General features: G+C 66.2%; 16 protein-coding genes. 10 read left to right on the forward strand and 6 right to left on the reverse strand.

All coding sequences use genetic code 11. From position 1 onward, the window contains the following. The first annotated feature begins 89 nt into the window (after nucleotides 1-89). The 4 genes from QTI04_RS00695 to QTI04_RS00710 are packed head-to-tail and all read left to right on the forward strand — an operon-like array spanning nucleotide 90 to nucleotide 4243. Nucleotides 90-1319, forward strand: coding sequence for a CaiB/BaiF CoA-transferase family protein (locus QTI04_RS00695; RefSeq protein ID WP_286613764.1), 1230 nt, complete (start codon nucleotides 90-92; stop codon nucleotides 1317-1319). Then, nucleotides 1319-1936, forward strand: a complete 618-nt coding sequence (locus QTI04_RS00700) for a glutathione S-transferase family protein (RefSeq protein ID WP_286613765.1) — start codon at nucleotides 1319-1321, stop codon at nucleotides 1934-1936. Before QTI04_RS00695 ends, QTI04_RS00700 begins: the two co-directional genes overlap by 1 nt. After that, nucleotides 1929-3461, forward strand: coding sequence for a 3-hydroxyacyl-CoA dehydrogenase (locus QTI04_RS00705; RefSeq protein WP_286613767.1), 1533 nt, complete (start codon nucleotides 1929-1931; stop codon nucleotides 3459-3461). Before QTI04_RS00700 ends, QTI04_RS00705 begins: the two co-directional genes overlap by 8 nt. Then, entirely contained in the window at nucleotides 3458-4243 is a 786-nt protein-coding gene (locus QTI04_RS00710; protein ID WP_286613770.1) for an enoyl-CoA hydratase-related protein, read from the forward strand. The genes QTI04_RS00705 and QTI04_RS00710 overlap by 4 nt, the downstream gene beginning before the upstream one ends. Nucleotides 4244-4313: 70 nt before the next feature. Here QTI04_RS00710 and QTI04_RS00715 read toward each other — a convergent pair whose 3' ends face one another. The 3 genes from QTI04_RS00715 to QTI04_RS00725 all read right to left on the reverse strand — a co-directional run bounded on the left by QTI04_RS00715 (nucleotide 4314) and on the right by QTI04_RS00725 (nucleotide 6793). Then, a complete protein-coding gene (locus QTI04_RS00715) occupies nucleotides 4314-5147 on the reverse strand; it encodes an amidohydrolase (RefSeq protein WP_286613772.1) in 834 nt (277 codons plus the stop codon). Continuing rightward, nucleotides 5144-5716 carry a carboxymuconolactone decarboxylase family protein gene (locus QTI04_RS00720; protein ID WP_286602614.1) on the reverse strand — a complete coding sequence of 191 codons (573 nt, stop codon included), beginning with the start codon at nucleotides 5714-5716 and terminating at the stop codon, nucleotides 5144-5146. Before QTI04_RS00720 ends, QTI04_RS00715 begins: the two co-directional genes overlap by 4 nt. Nucleotides 5717-5824: 108 nt before the next feature. Next, nucleotides 5825-6793: a LysR substrate-binding domain-containing protein gene (locus QTI04_RS00725; protein WP_286602615.1), complete on the reverse strand. Its 969-nt coding sequence runs from the start codon at nucleotides 6791-6793 to the stop codon at nucleotides 5825-5827. A gap of 22 nt (nucleotides 6794-6815) precedes the next feature. On the opposite strand from QTI04_RS00725, the gene QTI04_RS00730 reads away from it, so the two are divergent. The 6 genes from QTI04_RS00730 (at nucleotide 6816) to QTI04_RS00755 (ending at nucleotide 10342) form a co-directional block, all read left to right on the forward strand. Further along, a complete protein-coding gene (locus QTI04_RS00730; RefSeq protein ID WP_286613773.1) occupies nucleotides 6816-7028 on the forward strand; it encodes a hypothetical protein in 213 nt (70 codons plus the stop codon). Between the two features lie 265 nt (nucleotides 7029-7293). Next, the gene (locus tag QTI04_RS00735) at nucleotides 7294-7641 is read left to right on the forward strand and encodes a hypothetical protein (protein ID WP_286613775.1); all 348 of its coding nucleotides are present in this window, start codon (nucleotides 7294-7296) and stop codon (nucleotides 7639-7641) included. Next, nucleotides 7638-7961 (forward strand): hypothetical protein, encoded by a 324-nt coding sequence (locus QTI04_RS00740; RefSeq protein ID WP_286613777.1) that lies wholly within the window; start codon nucleotides 7638-7640, stop codon nucleotides 7959-7961. The genes QTI04_RS00735 and QTI04_RS00740 overlap by 4 nt, the downstream gene beginning before the upstream one ends. 437 nt (nucleotides 7962-8398) lie before the next feature. Further along, complete coding sequence (locus QTI04_RS00745) at nucleotides 8399-8728, forward strand: XRE family transcriptional regulator (RefSeq protein ID WP_286613778.1); 330 nt, start codon at nucleotides 8399-8401, stop codon at nucleotides 8726-8728. Nucleotides 8729-9015: 287 nt separating this feature from the next. After that, complete coding sequence (locus QTI04_RS00750; protein ID WP_286602621.1) at nucleotides 9016-9258, forward strand: hypothetical protein; 243 nt, start codon at nucleotides 9016-9018, stop codon at nucleotides 9256-9258. A 100-nt stretch (nucleotides 9259-9358) separates the two neighbouring features. After that, nucleotides 9359-10342 carry a hypothetical protein gene (locus QTI04_RS00755; protein WP_286613779.1) on the forward strand — a complete coding sequence of 328 codons (984 nt, stop codon included), beginning with the start codon at nucleotides 9359-9361 and terminating at the stop codon, nucleotides 10340-10342. 265 nt (nucleotides 10343-10607) lie between these two features. Here the strand turns inward: QTI04_RS00755 and QTI04_RS00760 are convergent, their stop codons facing one another. From QTI04_RS00760 to QTI04_RS00770, 3 genes are all read right to left on the reverse strand, one after another. After that, nucleotides 10608-11921, reverse strand: a complete 1314-nt coding sequence (locus QTI04_RS00760) for an NAD(P)/FAD-dependent oxidoreductase (RefSeq protein ID WP_286613781.1) — start codon at nucleotides 11919-11921, stop codon at nucleotides 10608-10610. A gap of 8 nt (nucleotides 11922-11929) precedes the next feature. Then, nucleotides 11930-12916, reverse strand: coding sequence for a tripartite tricarboxylate transporter substrate binding protein (locus tag QTI04_RS00765; RefSeq protein WP_286613783.1), 987 nt, complete (start codon nucleotides 12914-12916; stop codon nucleotides 11930-11932). A gap of 90 nt (nucleotides 12917-13006) precedes the next feature. Further along, a complete protein-coding gene (locus tag QTI04_RS00770; protein WP_286613784.1) occupies nucleotides 13007-15010 on the reverse strand; it encodes an AAA family ATPase in 2004 nt (667 codons plus the stop codon). Nucleotides 15011-15250 lie beyond the last annotated feature (240 nt).

Raw genomic sequence — 15250 nt, forward strand, 5'->3', positions numbered from 1 at the left:
CGCCGCGGCGCATCACAGCGTTGCCGCCGAGGGCGTAGCCCCGAACGCATCGCACTTCCAGAATTGTCTCCATCCAAAGGAGACTTCACATGACCACCGCCAAGGGCCCCCTCTCGCACGTCAAGGTGCTTGATCTGAGCCGCATCCTCGCCGCCCCCTGGGCCAGCCAGATCCTCGCCGACCTCGGCGCCGACGTCATCAAGGTCGAACGGCCGGGCGCTGGCGACGACACCCGCACCTGGGGCCCTCCGTTCCTGAAGGACGCCGAGGGCAAGGACACCAAGGAAGCCGGCTATTACCTCGCCGTCAATCGCGGCAAGCGCTCGATCACCGTGAGCCTCGAAAAGCCCGAAGGGCAGAAGATCGTCAAGGCGTTGGCCGCAAAGGCGGACATCGTGCTGGAGAACTACAAGGCCGGCACCCTCAAGCGCTACGGGCTCGACGAGGCTTCGCTGCGCGAGATCAACCCGCGCCTCATCTACTGCTCGGTCACCGGCTTCGGCCAGACGGGACCGCGGCGCGACCAGCCCGCGTACGACTTCCTCATCCAGGCCATGGGCGGCCTGATGAGCGTGACCGGCGAGAAGGACGGTCGCCCGGGCGGCGGACCGCAGAAGGTCGGCATCCCGATGGTCGACCTGATGACCGGCATGTACACCGCCGTCTCAGTGCTGGCCGCTTTGGCACGGCGCAACGAAACGGGCGTCGGCGACAACATCGACATTGCGATGCTCGACGTGCAGGTCGCCACCCTGTCCAATCAGGCCATGAACTATCTGGTCTCGGGCAAGGTGCCGCGCCGCAACGGCAACGCGCATCCCAACATCCAGCCGCAGGACGTGTATGGCTGTGCGGACGGCGATGTGATCCTGGTGGTGGGCAACGACGGCCAGTTCGCGAAGCTGTGCGAGGTGTTCGGGCGGCCCGACTGGATCGTCGACGAGCGCTTTGCCACCAACGCACAGCGGGTGCGCAATATCGGCGAACTCTCGGGCATGTTGCGCGACGTCTTCGCCGAGTGGGAGCGCGACCGGCTGATTGCAGCCCTCGACAAGGCGGGCGTGCCTTGCGGCCCCATCAACACCGTGGCGGATGTGTTCAAGGAACCGCAAGTCAAGGCGCGCGAGATGCTGCGCTACGTGCCGCACCCGAGCGGCGTCGACGTGCCCCAGGTGGTCAGCCCGATGCGCTTTGCCGAGTCGCCGCTGCAGACACAGTCCGCACCGCCCCTGCTCGGCCAGCACAGCGACGACATCCTCGCGGAGCTGGGCTACAGCCCGGGATGCATCGATTCCCTGCGAGCCGCGGGAGCGATCTGATGACGGAAAAGATGAAACTGCACTGGTCACCCAAGTCGCCCTATGTGCGAAAGGTGATGATCTGCGCGCACGAACTCGACGTCGTGCACAACCTCGAGCTCGTGCGCTCGGTGGCGGCCATGCTCAAACCCAACGCGGCCCTCATGGTGGACAACCCGTTGTCGAAGATTCCGACGCTGGTGCGCGAAGACGGCTCGACGCTTTTCGATTCGATCGTGATCTGCGAATACCTGAACGATCAGGCCGGCGGTTCGCTGTTCCCGGTGCAGGGCGAGGCACGATGGCAGGCGTTGCGCTGGCATGCGCTGGGGGATGGCCTGCTCGATGTGCTGATCCTGTGGCGCAACGAGCGCGAACGCGAGCATCCGTTGCAGGCGCTGACGGATGCCTTCGAGCTCAAGACCCGCGCTGCGTTGAAATTGCTCGACGCAGAGGCCGACCCGATCGGCGGCGCGCCGTTCTCCATCGGCCACGTGACGCTTGGCTGCGCCCTCGGGTATCTCGACTACCGCTTCGACTCCCTGGGCTGGCGCGCGCTGGCGCCCCGTCTCGCCGCCTGGTTTGCAACTTTGCGGGCGCGCCCGTCCTTCCAGTCCACGGAGCCTGTCGATGGCTGATCAACACACCTCAAGCTGCGGCGATGCTTTGCCGCTGACGAAGAGCGTCATCGTGGTCGGTGCCGGCACCATGGGAAGCGGCATCGCGGAGGTAGCCGCCGCCGCCGGGCACACGGTCTACCTGCGCGACGCCAGCGACGCGGCAGCCGAGCGGGGCCTCGGCATGATCCGCGCGAGCCTGGACAAGCGGGTGGCGCGCGGCAAGCTCGACGGCGCGGCGCGCGACGAAGTGCTGAAGCGCGTTCAATCCACACTGCCCGACGGCGCAATGGCCGAGGTCGGTCTCGTGATCGAGGTCATTTACGAAGACCTCGAAGCCAAGGTCAACGCGCTCTCGGCGCTGGAAAGCCAGTTGCCTGTCGATGCCATCGTCGCCACCAACACCTCCTCACTGTCGGTCACCGCGCTGGCCGGTCGATTGAAGCGACCGGAGCGCGTCGTCGGCATGCATTTCTTCAACCCGGCCACCGTGCTGCCGCTGGTCGAAGTTGTCAGCGGCCACGTCACCGCGCCCGACGTGGCGCAGACGATCTTTGCGACGGCGCTGGCCTGGGGCAAGACGCCGGTGCACTGCCGCTCGACGCCGGGTTTCATCGTCAACCGGGTCGCGCGCCCGTTCTATGGCGAGGCCCTGCGGCTGTTGCAGGAGCAGGTGGCCTCGCCCGCGACCCTCGATGCCGTGATGCGCGAGTCCGGCGGCTTCCGCATGGGGCCGTGCGAACTCATGGACTTGATCGGCCACGACGTCAACTTCGCAGTCACGCGTTCGGTATACCAAGCCTTCTTCGACGATCCGCGCTACAAGCCGTCGCTGATGCAGAAGGATCTCGTCGATGCCGGCTGGCTGGGGCGCAAGTCGGGCCAGGGCTTTTTCGACTACCGCGACGGTGCAAGCCCTGTCGTGATCGACGAGCTCGCGACCGACAGGAAGCCATCGGTCGTTCGTGTCGAGGGCGACCTCGGCCCGGCGCGACCGCTGGTCGATCTGTTGGCGACGCTTGACGACATTCGCCTGGAGCGGACGGCAGGCGATGGCCACTTGCGCATCGACGGGCTCGTACTTGCGTTGACCGATGGCCGCACCGCGACCGAGCGCGCCGCCACGCTGGGTGAGGCCGTGGTGCTGTTCGACCTCGCCCTTGATTTCGCCACCTGTGGCCGAATTGCCATCGCCGCGGCGGCCCAGGCAAGCGCCGCCGACGTCCTCAAGGCCGCGGGCTTGTTCGGCGCATTGGGCAAGCGTGTCTCGCAGCTCGCGGACGTGCCCGGCATGTTGGTGATGCGCACGGTGGCCATGCTGGTCAACGAAGGCGCTGAAGCCGTGTACCAAGGCATCGCCTCCGCCGACAGCGTCGACGCAGCGATGAGAAAGGGCGTCAACTACCCCGTCGGTCCGATGGCATGGGGCCGCGACATCGGTCTGGCAACGGTGCTTCGAACGGTTCGCAATCTGGGCGCAAGCTATGGTGAGGATCGCTACCGTGGTTCGGTGTGGCTGCAGCGCGAAGTGCAGGCCGCCTCATGAATGCCGAGACCCTTTGTCCCGTGGTGCGCTGCGAGCGCAGAGGCCGTGTCGGCATCGTGACCATCGACTGGCCGGAGCGTCGCAATGCCCTGAATCTCCAGGTCAAGCGCGACCTGGTCGGGCAGCTGGAGGCGCTGGCGAGCGACGATGACGTTGCCGCCGTGGTGCTGACCGGCAGCGAGAGTTATTTCGTCGCTGGCACCGACATCGGCGAGATGTCGACCATGCGGCCGAACGACCATGTGCGCCTGGACACCGACCGGGTCTTCCACGTGGTGCGGCAACTCTCGAAGCCAGTGATCGCCGCAGTGGAAGGCTACGCGCTGGGTGGTGGCTGCGAACTGGCGCTGGCCTGCGACATCATCATCGCGGCGGAGGACGCCAAGTTCGGCCAGCCCGAAATACGGGTCGGAATCATGCCCGGTGCAGGCGGCACGCAGCGACTGCTGCGCGCCGCGGGGCGCTACAAGACGCTGCTGTGGAGCCTGACCGGCGACACGATCCCGGCCGGCGACGCCTACATGGCCAATGTCGTGAGCGAGTTGGTTCCGACTGGGCAAGCGCTTGCGCGGGCCATCGAATTGGCTGGACAGATCGCCGCCATGCCGCCGCTGGCGGTTCAGTCCATTCGCGACGCGGTGCGTCTCGGTGCGGACGTGCCGATGGAGACCGCGCTTGCGCTCGAGCGCCGCTACTTCGAACGGCTGTTCGACAGCGATGACCAGAAGGAAGGCATGCGCGCGTTTCTCGAAAAGCGCGCTCCGCGCTACGAGGGGCGCTGATCTGGGCTCCCGCGGCCGGCGAGGGCCGACAGCCCGGCCCGTGGAAGCTGTCTCGCCGCGGTGGGCGTTTTCATCGGTAAAGGCCTTCCGGGTTGATGCGCAGTACCCTGTCCGCGACAGCTTCGCTCCCCGCCCACGCTTTGAACATCGAAAGCAATTGCTCGGTATCGGGAATGGGCGTCACGCGCAGGTGGGGCCAGTCGCTGCCCCACACCAAACGCTCGGGGTTGGCTTCGATCATCTTCTGCTGGAACGGCTGGCCCCCTTGCCAGTCGGATGAACCGAGCAGGTTGCGGTAGGCGCAAAGCTTGACCCAGACCTTGCCGGTTGCCAGCAGGTCGAGCAGTGTGCGGAACCCTGCATCGTCGACGCCAGCGTTCACGTCGAAGCCTCCCATATGGTCGATCACGATGGGGACGGGCAATCCCCGCAACTGCGATGCAATGGCCGGCAAGGCCTTGCAGTCTGTCCAGAGTTCCGCATGCAGGCCGGCATCCGCCAGTGCAGGGGCCAACTCGCACAGGTCGTCGAATGACGCGCTGCCCGCGAAGTTGGTGCCAGGGCCGCTGCGATGGCTGAAGCGTGCGCCACGCACGCCGCGCTCACGCAAGCCGCCAAGCGCCAGTGGATCACCAGGTTGCACCACGACCACGCCGCGCAGGGCGGGCTGCGCGGCCAGCACGTGCAACAGCAGCGAATGGTCCTTGCCATAGGCACTTGGATGCACCAGCACGCCTTGGCCCAGGCCGAGTCGTGCGAGCAGGTCCATATACGCCGACTCGATGGCTTCAGGTGGCGTGTAGCTTCGCTCGGCCGTCAACGGAAAGCGATCGTACGGACCGAACAGGTGGGCGTGGCAATCCCACCCCTCGGCAGCACGCCGCGCGCTTGCCGCGTCGCTCATTGCAGCGCTGCCTTCTGAGGCAACGGGAACGCTGGCGCCACGCCTTCCGGCAGCGGAATCTCGTGGCAATTGAGCGTCATCGCGACCATCGTGTAGTAGCCGACCAGGGCCGTCAGTTCAACGACGGTCCGCTCGCCGAAGCGTGCAAGGGCGACCGCGTAGGTCGCATCAGAAACCGAATTGTGGCGGTTGAGCTCGACCGCGTAGTGGTAGACGGCGGCGTCGTCTGCCGACATGCCCGGCGGTTCGGTCTGCGCGAGCAGCGCTTCGATGATCGGGGGCTCGATGCCGGCCTTTTCTGCCTCGGCGCGATGGGCGTACCACTCGAAAGGCGAATTGCAGGCGCGCCCGGTGACGAGGATTGCGATCTCGGACAGCCGCGGCGGCAGGGTGGTGCCGTAGCGCAGCAGGGCGCCGATTGCCTGCCATTTGTCCGCGAGTTCCGGGTTGTGGAGGGCGGCCCGAAGTGGACCCTGGATGCGCCCGCGCGGGCCGGAAATGATCTTGTCGTAGACGGCGCGCTGCTCGGGATTCATCGTTTCAGGCGCGGGCAGGGAAATTCTTGGCATGCGGGTGTCTCCAGTGATCGATCGTTGCCGACGAGCTTAGGGGACAAGCGCAGGCGGCGCATCTGCGCGCACCGCAACGCTGTTATGCGCGCGCTTGCAAGGCGGCGGCTACGCAGGACCGCCGAAATGCCACATGCCGGTGCGTGCGCTGTCTTCCACGATGCTGACGATCTCCGAGGCGACAGCCGACACGGCCCGGCCAGGCCCCTTCGTGCGCGCCAATGCCATGGAAACGATCCGTTGCAGCGGTGGCGAGACGATCCTGGCGGCTTGCAATCGGCCTTCCTGCACCTCCGTCCAAACGGCGTGAATGGGCAAGACGGTGTAGAGCCTGGCTTCGGCGACCGTCGATCGCATGAGCGGAAGCGAATCGGCCTCCAGAGCCGGCGCGAGAGTGATGTGCTCCTGACGCGCCATGGCGTCGAGCGCTGTCCGCAGTCCGTTGGGCGCGCTCGGCAAGATGAACGGTAACTCGTGCAGCGACGAGAAGGAGATCTCGGGTGCCTTCGTCAGCCGGTCGCCTGCCGGACCGATCAGGTAGCTGTCGACGGTGGCCAGCGCTTGCTCCAGCTCGTGCAGCGCGCTGCCGTAACGATAGAGGATGGCGATGTCCACGCGCGCATCGGCCAGCCATTCCTCCACCTGTCCACTGGAGCCCTCGAGGATCTTGAGTTGGATCCCGGGATGACGATCGCGCAACTGCTTGAAAAGGCGGCCGACGATCGGATTGGTGATCGAGGGCAGTGATCCGATGGTGACCCGGCCGGAGGGCTCACGCGCCTCACCGTGGATTTCCAGCTCGAGTTGCTCCGCATCCGAAAGCAGTGCCTTCACCAGAGGGAAGATGCGTTGCCCCACATCCGACAGCGCCACGCCGCGGCCGGTGCGGTTGAAGAGGCGAGCTTTGCATTCCCGTTCCAGCGCATTCAGATGACGACTCAGTAGCGACTGGTTGCTGTCCAAGAAAAGTGCCGCGCGCGTCAGGCTGCCGAGTTCGGCGATGGCGAGAAACGCGCGCCACTTCTGAAGATCGGACGTGATGTCGAGTTGGATCTGGGTGGCTTTGCCGGAGTGCATGGGACTTTGCTCGCAGCGTGGGATGCGAGCGATTGTCCTGCGCTTGAGCGGGGGGCGAATGCCGGCTTTCCCTCAGAGCGCCGTGATTTGCTTCTCTGAGGAGGCCAGCCATAACGTGGCGGCGGTGGCCAATTTCGATCAAGTGGCGCTGCCGGGCACGAAGCCATCCAACGATGCCACCTTGCCGCTCTTGAGCGGCCTTGCCGATCGCGGCAGCAATGCGGGCGGAAGCTGACTTTGGAATTCACGCCACGTATGTCGGTTCAGGGCCGCGAGCACCAATTCGCGGCCGTGCCTGACAGCTGACCTTCGGCGTGATCTCCCGGTTGGCCAACGACTGCTAGGGGAGTTTGGCGAACAGGGGCAAACTGGACTCCCGCAGCGTTGCCGACCTGCTGCATTTGGGCGCGGCGCCTGATGACGGCTTTGGAACTGCCCAGACGTGCCACGTAGAAGGCTTGATAAGGCACGCCGCCTTCTGGGGTGTCGGGAAGCAAGGCATGCGACCGCCAGAAGACATCGAGACGCACGTCCTGCCGCAGTTCGGCAAGTTTGCGCGCAGCGGCGTCCAAATGCCGCTTGCCGATGAGGCACCACGGCAGACGAAATCGAAGAAGACCTCGATTGTCAGAGTTCGTATCGCACCCACTCCTTCCGCGCTCTTCGGTACAGCCATCGATGCAGGCAATTTCATGAACCAAGTCCCCATGAGTCAGCGGCCGTCGTACGACCCGGCCAATCCAGCGATCACGCCGCCGCTGCAAATCTACCGCCCGATCGCAGGTGCCCCCCCCGTCAAGGAGGGGGCGCCCGGGTGTTCCTCGCGCCAAAATTCAGTGCCATCGTGAGCGTCGATCGCCATTCCCAGACAAGGAGTGCACGCTCGCGAGCACTTTCTGCTTTTGATTTCAGCTATGCGCAAGCCGTCCCCAACCGCCACCAAGCCATGAGCATTCCACCGCGTGAATGGTGGGTATTCGTACACGCTTGCGATGTTGGATACATCGGGACCGTGAAGGAATCCACCGAGGAACTCGCTCGTCTTGCGGCACTGTCGAAGTACTCCAGGAAGGGTGAGCGCGCCAGGCTGTCCAAGGGCCGACAAATGCGGCGCCCTGAGCTCATGCACATCTATGAAGATGATGACTTTGATGTGAGGCCCGAATGAACGCGCCCGCCCGCTTAGCCTCTGTCTTCGCCGCGTTGGGCTGATACGGCCCCCTATCAAGTTCCGCGTGCGACACCTCCACTTGGCGGGGGCGTGTTCGAGCTCCATTCAACCCAGTACCGCAATCCCATGCAGCTGCCTGCCGGCGCTGTACTCGTGGTCGGCAGATCGCCCAGAAGATCGGCCAGCAGCTCTCCCGCATGGTGCGTAGCCGCGGCGACGCGCCTTGCGCGCATGCAACCAACGCCAACGTGAAATAGTGCACGTAGTACTTTGGTCGACTACTCCCGTGTGCGACCGAAAGGGTCGGTAAAATTCATGCTGTGGTGCAGCGTGAACGCAGCGCCCTCAACCCTTCAAGGACGTACACCGATGAATCCAACAGCCCGCGCTACACAGCCAAAGTGACGGCTTCCAGCGACGACCAGGCGAAGCCCATGCGGATCACGCCCCCGGTCACTGATTACCGTGCGCCGACGCCGAGAGACCTCCAGGAGCTCAAGGAGCAGTTCGGACTCTCGGCTTACGAGATGGCGCGCCTGTTCGCGGTGCAACCGGAGCAGTGGCGAAAGCACACGGGCGGACAGACTCCGCGCGAGATCAGTACGACGCGAGCGTTCTTCATGGCGGCATTCCAGGTGCTCAGCGATGAAGAGATCGAGCGCGTGGTGGCGTACATGGCGAGCTTCGGCGCGCGCTGGAACATGGACGCCGAGCCACCGCCGCGGCCCGAGCCGCGCTACCGCCAGCGCAACGAAGCCTCCTGAGGCTTGAGCCCCGGCAGGGGCACCACGACAGACACCGACGCATGCACCACAGCTGAGTGCATGCGTGGGCGATGTTGCCCGTCTTGGACAAATTTGAACCGTGAAACCCGCGACTCTCGCCGCGATTGCTTGCGTGCGCCTATGGCTGCCGATGGACCGCGCCTATGACCGATTCGTGAACGAGTGCCACTTCCCGGCTAGCGCATGGTGGCCCGTGCGCTGGCCGGCGCGATCCCTTCGCCCATTCTCAGCCCGTCTTACTACTTTTTGATTCCCTGGAGTTTCTCTTGCCCGCCCCGATTCATTGGCAACCGATGCCGCATCCGACGATCCCTAGCGCTTTCTGCCTGGAGCGTTATCCCCATGCTGACCGCATCGAGCGGCTCTCCAACCGGCTGAGCACCAGCCCGGCCGTCGAGGCCTTCGCCTCGCGCAAGCAGGCCGTGGACACCGCCGAGTTCCTGAACGCGCGCCGCCGCAGCTTTCACCCCACCGAAGAAATCCACGAACTGGACTTCGCCGACTGCTAACGACGAAGGCTCACGGCTCTAGCCGGTCCTGGCGCGCGCGAGCGTGCCCGTGTCGGTTTGCTCCGGCGGGCTTTTCCCCGGGCTTCCCAAAACGATGAACATGCAAACTACAAAACCTCTCCTGGCGACGGCGCTCCTGCTGTCGCTCGCGGCCTGCGGCGGTGGTGGTGGAGGCGGTGGCGCCTTCCCGATCGCGGCAGCGCCTGCTCCTGCTGCTGCCCCTGTGGCCCAAGCGCCCGCGCCGACTCCCGTGCTGGCCGACGAGCTGCCGCCGCCACCACCCGCACCCGACGATGGCGTCTCGCCGCCTGCACCGGCACCCGCACCTGCGCCGGTCGAGCCGCCTGCGCCGCCGGTACCCAAGACCTGGAAGGATGCCGACTGCTCGCGCACCGGCCTGACCCTGACGGCCTGCTCGGTGGACTTCTCCGACAACAACTCCACCGTGACGGTCGTCAGCGAGGGCGGTGTCGTCGACGCGGTGCAGCTCGAATCGATCGCCAAGGCAAAGGCCACCAGCCGCAGCTTGAACAACGGTGTGTTTGGCAACAAGGCCGTCTACGGCATCTCGTTCCTGCACAAGCTCGCGCTGGCCGACTACCCGGGCATCGCCTTCGAGGCGAAGCTCAACACCTCGGCGGGCGGCGACACCACCATCGAGGATGACCTGTACGTCACCACGACCGTGAGCCCGAACTGCGATGGCTTGAGCTACATCAACCTCATCACGCTGATCCGCGACATGGAGCCGCAACCCACCGCCGACGGCTACTTCCGCTACTCGGTGAAGCCGGGCGAGGCTAAGTGGTATCGCACGGGCGCCAACACCTACCCGGTGTCGGGCGGCCCGGTGCTGCTGAACGGCGTGCTCAACCAGTTGCAGCCGCATGGCCCGGCGATGGCCCTGGACGCGTTCCTGGGCGCCTTCCCGAAGGCCTGCATCTGGAACTTCCAGAACCCGACCACGCAGGTTCCTGGCGGCATCACGCCCGCGCTGGACTTCAACCTGGGCGACTCGGAAACGGTCACCAACAAGAAGGCCTGGGTGAAGTCGATCGTGATCGGCGACAAGGTCGTGTTCTAAAGCCCTGGTGCTTTCCGAAGGCCGCCCGCGCGTCACAGCCTGGCGGCTTTTTTTCGTCCATTCCTTTTCGCGGCGTCTCGCGGGACTGCTCCGCAAGCTCGTGTCCATGCTGTGTTGACCCCGCCAAACGGACTGATGCCGGTTGCCCGCCTCGTGCTGCGAATGACGGCAGGATAAGCGATGGGGCCGTTTGACTGCCAGTGAGAAGGGAACGCTCCACCCCCGCGTGCCCACAGCGTTTTCACCGGCGTCGAGACCCGCATTCTCAAGTCCGCATGACCCCCGCAACTGCAATGACCCGCGCCACCAATGCCGGGCGCAGCAATGCCGTCGGCGGGTCGAGCAGGCGCGCAACGCGCAAGAAGGCGTCGGCGATGTGACGGTCGCGATGACCGGCGCGAAGCACGTGCTGCACCCAGCGCCAGCGCAGACGCTGCGGCATGCTTCCATGGGGGCCACCCGGCGCCAATTGCCGGTCATTGCCGACGGTGATGGTCCACGGGGCTTCGATCACCCCCGCGGCGGCGTTGAAGTAGCGCTCTTCGAGTCCTTTGATGCCAGCCTCCAGGCAGCACTTCAAGGCCTGCGCCTCGAGCGCTGCCACACTCATGCCTTGCCCGTAGACCGGGCTGAAACTGGCCAGTGCGTCGCCGATCACCAACAGCCCGGCGGGGCGGCGCGCCATTCGCCCATAGCTCACGCGCACGTTGGCCGGAAAGGCATAAGTGTGAATGGCATCCAGCGGCTCGGCGCCTTCGATCAGCACCGCTGCGTCGGATGCCGGCAAACTGCGTGCGAAGGCGAGAAAGCCCGCGTCGTCGGCTGGCGGCTGGTCGCCAAAGTACCCGATCAACGTGACGATCCAGCGCTCGCCCTCCTGAGCCAGAACGCCGCAAGCGCGCGGAAGTGCCGGTGTCGGCGAGACGCTGAGGAAGCTGCGCCCGCCCAGTTCGCCGGGCGTGCGGCGAAAGTGCCGCGTTGCGTAACGCATGCCGACCTCGACGCGCTGGATGGGTGGCGCTGCATAACCGCATGCCGTCAGCCACGCCGGCATGCGTGAGCCGCGACCGCTGGCGTCGACAACCAACTCGCAGCAATACTCCGCCGTGCCACCGCCATCGAGACGCGTGATTCGCATGCCCTCCACCCGTCCACGAACAAGCTGCGGCGGCTCGGCCTGACAGTTCTCGTGCAGCGTTACGTTTGGAAGCGCCAACACGCGCAGCCGGACCTCTGCTTCCAGCAGGCCGCGGCTGGCGTAGAGACTGCCTTGGCGAGCGTCCGCTTCGAGGTAGCCGCCGGCGGTGAAGAAGGCGCCGCCGCCCACCGCAGCGCCGGCCTCCGCCAATTCTTCGGTGAGTCCCGGAAACATCCCTTCCAGTACGCGCTGGCCACTGGCCAGCAGCGCATGGGCATGCCGGCCCTGCGGCACGCCCTTGCGCGGCAGCGGAGGTTGGTCGCGGACGGCATCGCGCTCGATCAACAACACCTCGCGCGCATGCGCGGCGAGCACCCACGCGGCGAGCAAGCCCGCCATGCTTGCGCCTGCCACGGCAACCGTGCCAAATGCGGGCTTCATCACGCGCCTCACTGCGGCAGGACGCCGAGTTCCCGGATCAACGCGGGGACCACGGCGAGGTCGGAATCAATCAACGCTTGCGCTTGCGCGGGCCCTGCGGCGCGTGCGGATTCGAAGCCTGCCGACAGGAGTACCGTGCGCGTGTTCTCGTGCGCGAGGGCGGCGGCCAGTTCGAACTCCAGTTGCGTCAACAATCCCTGCGGCACGCTGGACCGGGCCATGAACGCAGCCCATTGGCGCAGGCGGAACGCGGGTTCCGGGTAACCCGATTCCAGCAGGGTCGGAACGCCTGGCATGGCGACGCTGCGCGCCTCGCCAGTGACGGCCAGCGCTCGCAACCGGCCACCCGCGACGAGCGGCGCAACGCTCGGCGGCACGCCGAATCCGGCGTTGATCTGTGCGCCTATCAGGTCCTGCAGCATCGGTGCCAGCCCGCGGTAGGGCACATGGACCGCGCGCAGTCCAAGTCGGCGCATCAGCGCCTCGCCGACGATGTGCGCATGGCTGCCCTCGCCCCAGGAGCCATACGCAATGGTTCGCGCGCTGGCCCATGCCGTGAATGCGACGAGGTCATCCGCCTGCAGATGCACTGGCACCGCTAGCACAAGCGGCACCGGACCGACTTGCGCCAGGGGCTTGAAGTCGCGCCGCGCGTCGTATCGCAGGTTGCGAAACAGCGCCGTGTTATTCACCAGGATGTCACTGGTGGCAAAGAGCAGGGTGTGGCCATCTGGCGCGGACTGCAGCACTGCCTCGGCGCCCAGCGTTCCGGAGGCGCCGCTGCGATGCTCGACGAGCAATGGTTGGCCGGTCTGTGCCTGCCACCGCATCGCCACTGCGCGCAGCACCACATCGCCGGGGCTACCGGGCGGGTAGGGGAACACCACGCGAAGCGGCCTCTGGTGCAGCGTGTTGGCGCTGCCCGCACGCGGCAACAGGGCCAGTGCGGCGAGTGCGCCCATCGCGCGGCGGCGTGAGGGGAATGCGGGCTTCATGGCGATCTCCCGTCGTTGTCGACGAGACAAGGCTACGTGCGGTCGTCAGCGCCGGCCAGATGAAGCGCGGTTGAATCGCTGATGAAATCCTCAGGGGGTCCTGAGCATGGCCGCCACCCGCTCGATGCCCTGCTGAAGCCGGTACCGATAGGTCGCAAAGGGAACGCCGAGTTCGGCCGCTGCCTGTTCCTGCTTGAACGCGGGCTCGATGTAGGTCCGCCATAGCGCATCTCGAAACCTCACATCGCGCGGCTGTGCGCCCAGGCGTTGCACCGCCTCGCGCAGGCGCTCGTGGAGCGCCACCCCCGTGAGGCCCAGCTCAGCCGCAAGCGGGCCGCGCTGCAGAGCCGCGTCGTCGTTGAGATCGCGCAGCGCCTGGCGCACGGCGTCGATGAAGTCAGCTTCTGCCAACGCGCCTGGCGCGCGTGCGGCGGGCACGCGCGCAAACGGCATGGGTGTGTAGTCGCCCGCAGTCCAGCGCTCCGCGGGCTCGAAGCGCCAGTCATGGACGAAGGCCCCGAAGCAATGCTCGCCCGCCCGGAAGTCCGCTGCCGGACAACGCGAGAAATTGACGCCGGCGAAATGGGGCTGCCAGAAGATCGGGTCTGCCATGTAGACGACGCTCCAAGCGGCCTCCGGATGCGTGATCAGGTGCGAGACCACGTGCATGGCGGTGAGATTGATGGCGGCGCTCACAGCCTGGTACGCCTGCGCGTGCATCCAGTAGCGCAGCAATACCAGTTGGTCTTCGCCGGCCAGCGGCCGCTCGCTGTCGACGAATGCCCAGGCTGCCCGGACGGCCGGGTCTGCACGATCCAAGGCCGGCGTGTCGGCCGTGAACCGCAGCATCAGCAGGAAGCCGTCGCAGCCGCCCTGGGCGTTCCAGAACAGTCGAAAGCCATCGCGCTGGCGTTGCCACCAGTGCCGCAGCCACGCCAGCGACGCATCGCCCTCGTGGCACGCCACCAAGGCCTCGATGCCGAGGAGGTCCGCATCGCGGGCCGGCTCGACGCGGTGCTGCCCAAGCGCCTCCCAGTCGAAGAAGGGCTGCTTGAACGGCTGGTGACGCTGCACGTAGAGCACCTCGGCCTGTTGATGCAACCTGTCGCTGCCCGTGCTGGCGGCGATGCATTCGTAGCAGTGGCGGTTGATGGCGCGGCGCAGCGCCTCGCTGCCCGCCGCGTCGCGCCAAAGTGCATCAGCGACCAGTACCTCGCGCACCAAGTCGTGCGGCACCAATCCGTGCGGACCGGCCCGCATAAAGGACAGTCCGCGCAGCCATTCAAAAAGCGGGCTTGCAGCGTCGGGGCCGATGACCGCGGACAGCATCGGCAGCGTGGTGTGGCGCGCAAAGGCAGCCACGCGAAGCGCGTCGCGCTGGCGCCCGGTTGCCGCGTCGCGCGTGAAGCGCTGAACCAAGGCCTGCACGACTTCGCCTTCCGCGGGCACCACCGAGGCCGGGGCACCTGGATGGACCAGCAGGTCGGCCAGCAGTGCCAGCGCGAGCGGATTTCCACGGGCAAAAGCGAGGGCTTCGTCATGCAATGCGATGTCGACACCACGCGCCGTCAGCAAGGAGCGGGCGCTGGATTCGTCCAGCGGCTCCAGCCGCGTGACCTGCATCAACGCTGCCCACCGGGAATCGGTGCGCCAGTCGGCAGCAGGCGCCTGGCGGCCCGCGCACACGACCAGCCAATGCCCCGGCAACGCGGGAAGGAACGCATCTCGCAACCAGGCGAGCAAAGGTTCCAGCCGCTCGGCGGTATCGATGAAAAGCACACCGGGATCGTCCCCCGCCGGGCCGCGCGGATCGTCAAGTCCAAGTGCCGTGACAAAGGCGGCCTGCTGCGGCTCGATCAACGCCGCATCAAGCCAAACCGTGCGTCGTCCGAACGCAGCGGCATGGTCGCGCAACTGGATCAGAAGCGTGCTCTTGCCGATGCCGCCCGGACCGTGCAACCACAGCAATGCCTGTGGCGGCAGGGCTGCCTGCAGCAGGCTCTCGAACTGCCGGATCTCGCCCTCGCGGCCAACGAAGGAGCGCGCGGCGGCACTGACCAGCCGCTCGCCGATAGAGCCCGCTGCACTTTGCATCCCGCTATCGTAGCCATGAGGTGAGCGATGCGGCGCAAGACCGCGTTGTCCACGTCGAGCCGGTCGGGTACGCCGAAGGGGGCCCGGCCCGCACGGAATCCGTCGTCGACGGTTCAGGGCCCGTCATACAGCAAAAGCCCGGGAATGCCCAAGACCACTCCATTGATCGCCGTCCGGCAGGAGTGCAGCGGCAGCGGCCCTTCAGGAAGGCAAGCACGGAAGACCGCTAGCCAGCGCTCT

This window comes from Variovorax sp. J22R115 (assembly GCF_030317005.1).
Lineage (GTDB): Bacteria > Pseudomonadota > Gammaproteobacteria > Burkholderiales > Burkholderiaceae_C > Variovorax.

What these genes read in the sequence shown, in the direction of transcription:
- QTI04_RS00695 (WP_286613764.1), top strand. Translation starts at nt 90, where the DNA reads ATGACCACCGCCAAGGGCCCCCTCTCGCACGTCAAGGTGCTTGATCTG.
- QTI04_RS00700 (WP_286613765.1), top strand. Translation starts at nt 1,319, where the DNA reads ATGACGGAAAAGATGAAACTGCACTGGTCACCCAAGTCGCCCTATGTG.
- QTI04_RS00705 (WP_286613767.1), top strand. Translation starts at nt 1,929, where the DNA reads ATGGCTGATCAACACACCTCAAGCTGCGGCGATGCTTTGCCGCTGACG.
- QTI04_RS00710 (WP_286613770.1), top strand. Translation starts at nt 3,458, where the DNA reads ATGAATGCCGAGACCCTTTGTCCCGTGGTGCGCTGCGAGCGCAGAGGC.
- QTI04_RS00715 (WP_286613772.1), bottom strand. Translation starts at nt 5,147, where the DNA reads ATGAGCGACGCGGCAAGCGCGCGGCGTGCTGCCGAGGGGTGGGATTGC.
- QTI04_RS00720 (WP_286602614.1), bottom strand. Translation starts at nt 5,716, where the DNA reads ATGCCAAGAATTTCCCTGCCCGCGCCTGAAACGATGAATCCCGAGCAG.
- QTI04_RS00725 (WP_286602615.1), bottom strand. Translation starts at nt 6,793, where the DNA reads ATGCACTCCGGCAAAGCCACCCAGATCCAACTCGACATCACGTCCGAT.
- QTI04_RS00730 (WP_286613773.1), top strand. Translation starts at nt 6,816, where the DNA reads ATGCGAGCGATTGTCCTGCGCTTGAGCGGGGGGCGAATGCCGGCTTTC.
- QTI04_RS00735 (WP_286613775.1), top strand. Translation starts at nt 7,294, where the DNA reads ATGCGACCGCCAGAAGACATCGAGACGCACGTCCTGCCGCAGTTCGGC.
- QTI04_RS00745 (WP_286613778.1), top strand. Translation starts at nt 8,399, where the DNA reads ATGCGGATCACGCCCCCGGTCACTGATTACCGTGCGCCGACGCCGAGA.
- QTI04_RS00755 (WP_286613779.1), top strand. Translation starts at nt 9,359, where the DNA reads ATGCAAACTACAAAACCTCTCCTGGCGACGGCGCTCCTGCTGTCGCTC.
- QTI04_RS00760 (WP_286613781.1), bottom strand. Translation starts at nt 11,921, where the DNA reads ATGAAGCCCGCATTTGGCACGGTTGCCGTGGCAGGCGCAAGCATGGCG.
- QTI04_RS00765 (WP_286613783.1), bottom strand. Translation starts at nt 12,916, where the DNA reads ATGAAGCCCGCATTCCCCTCACGCCGCCGCGCGATGGGCGCACTCGCC.
- QTI04_RS00770 (WP_286613784.1), bottom strand. Translation starts at nt 15,010, where the DNA reads ATGCAAAGTGCAGCGGGCTCTATCGGCGAGCGGCTGGTCAGTGCCGCC.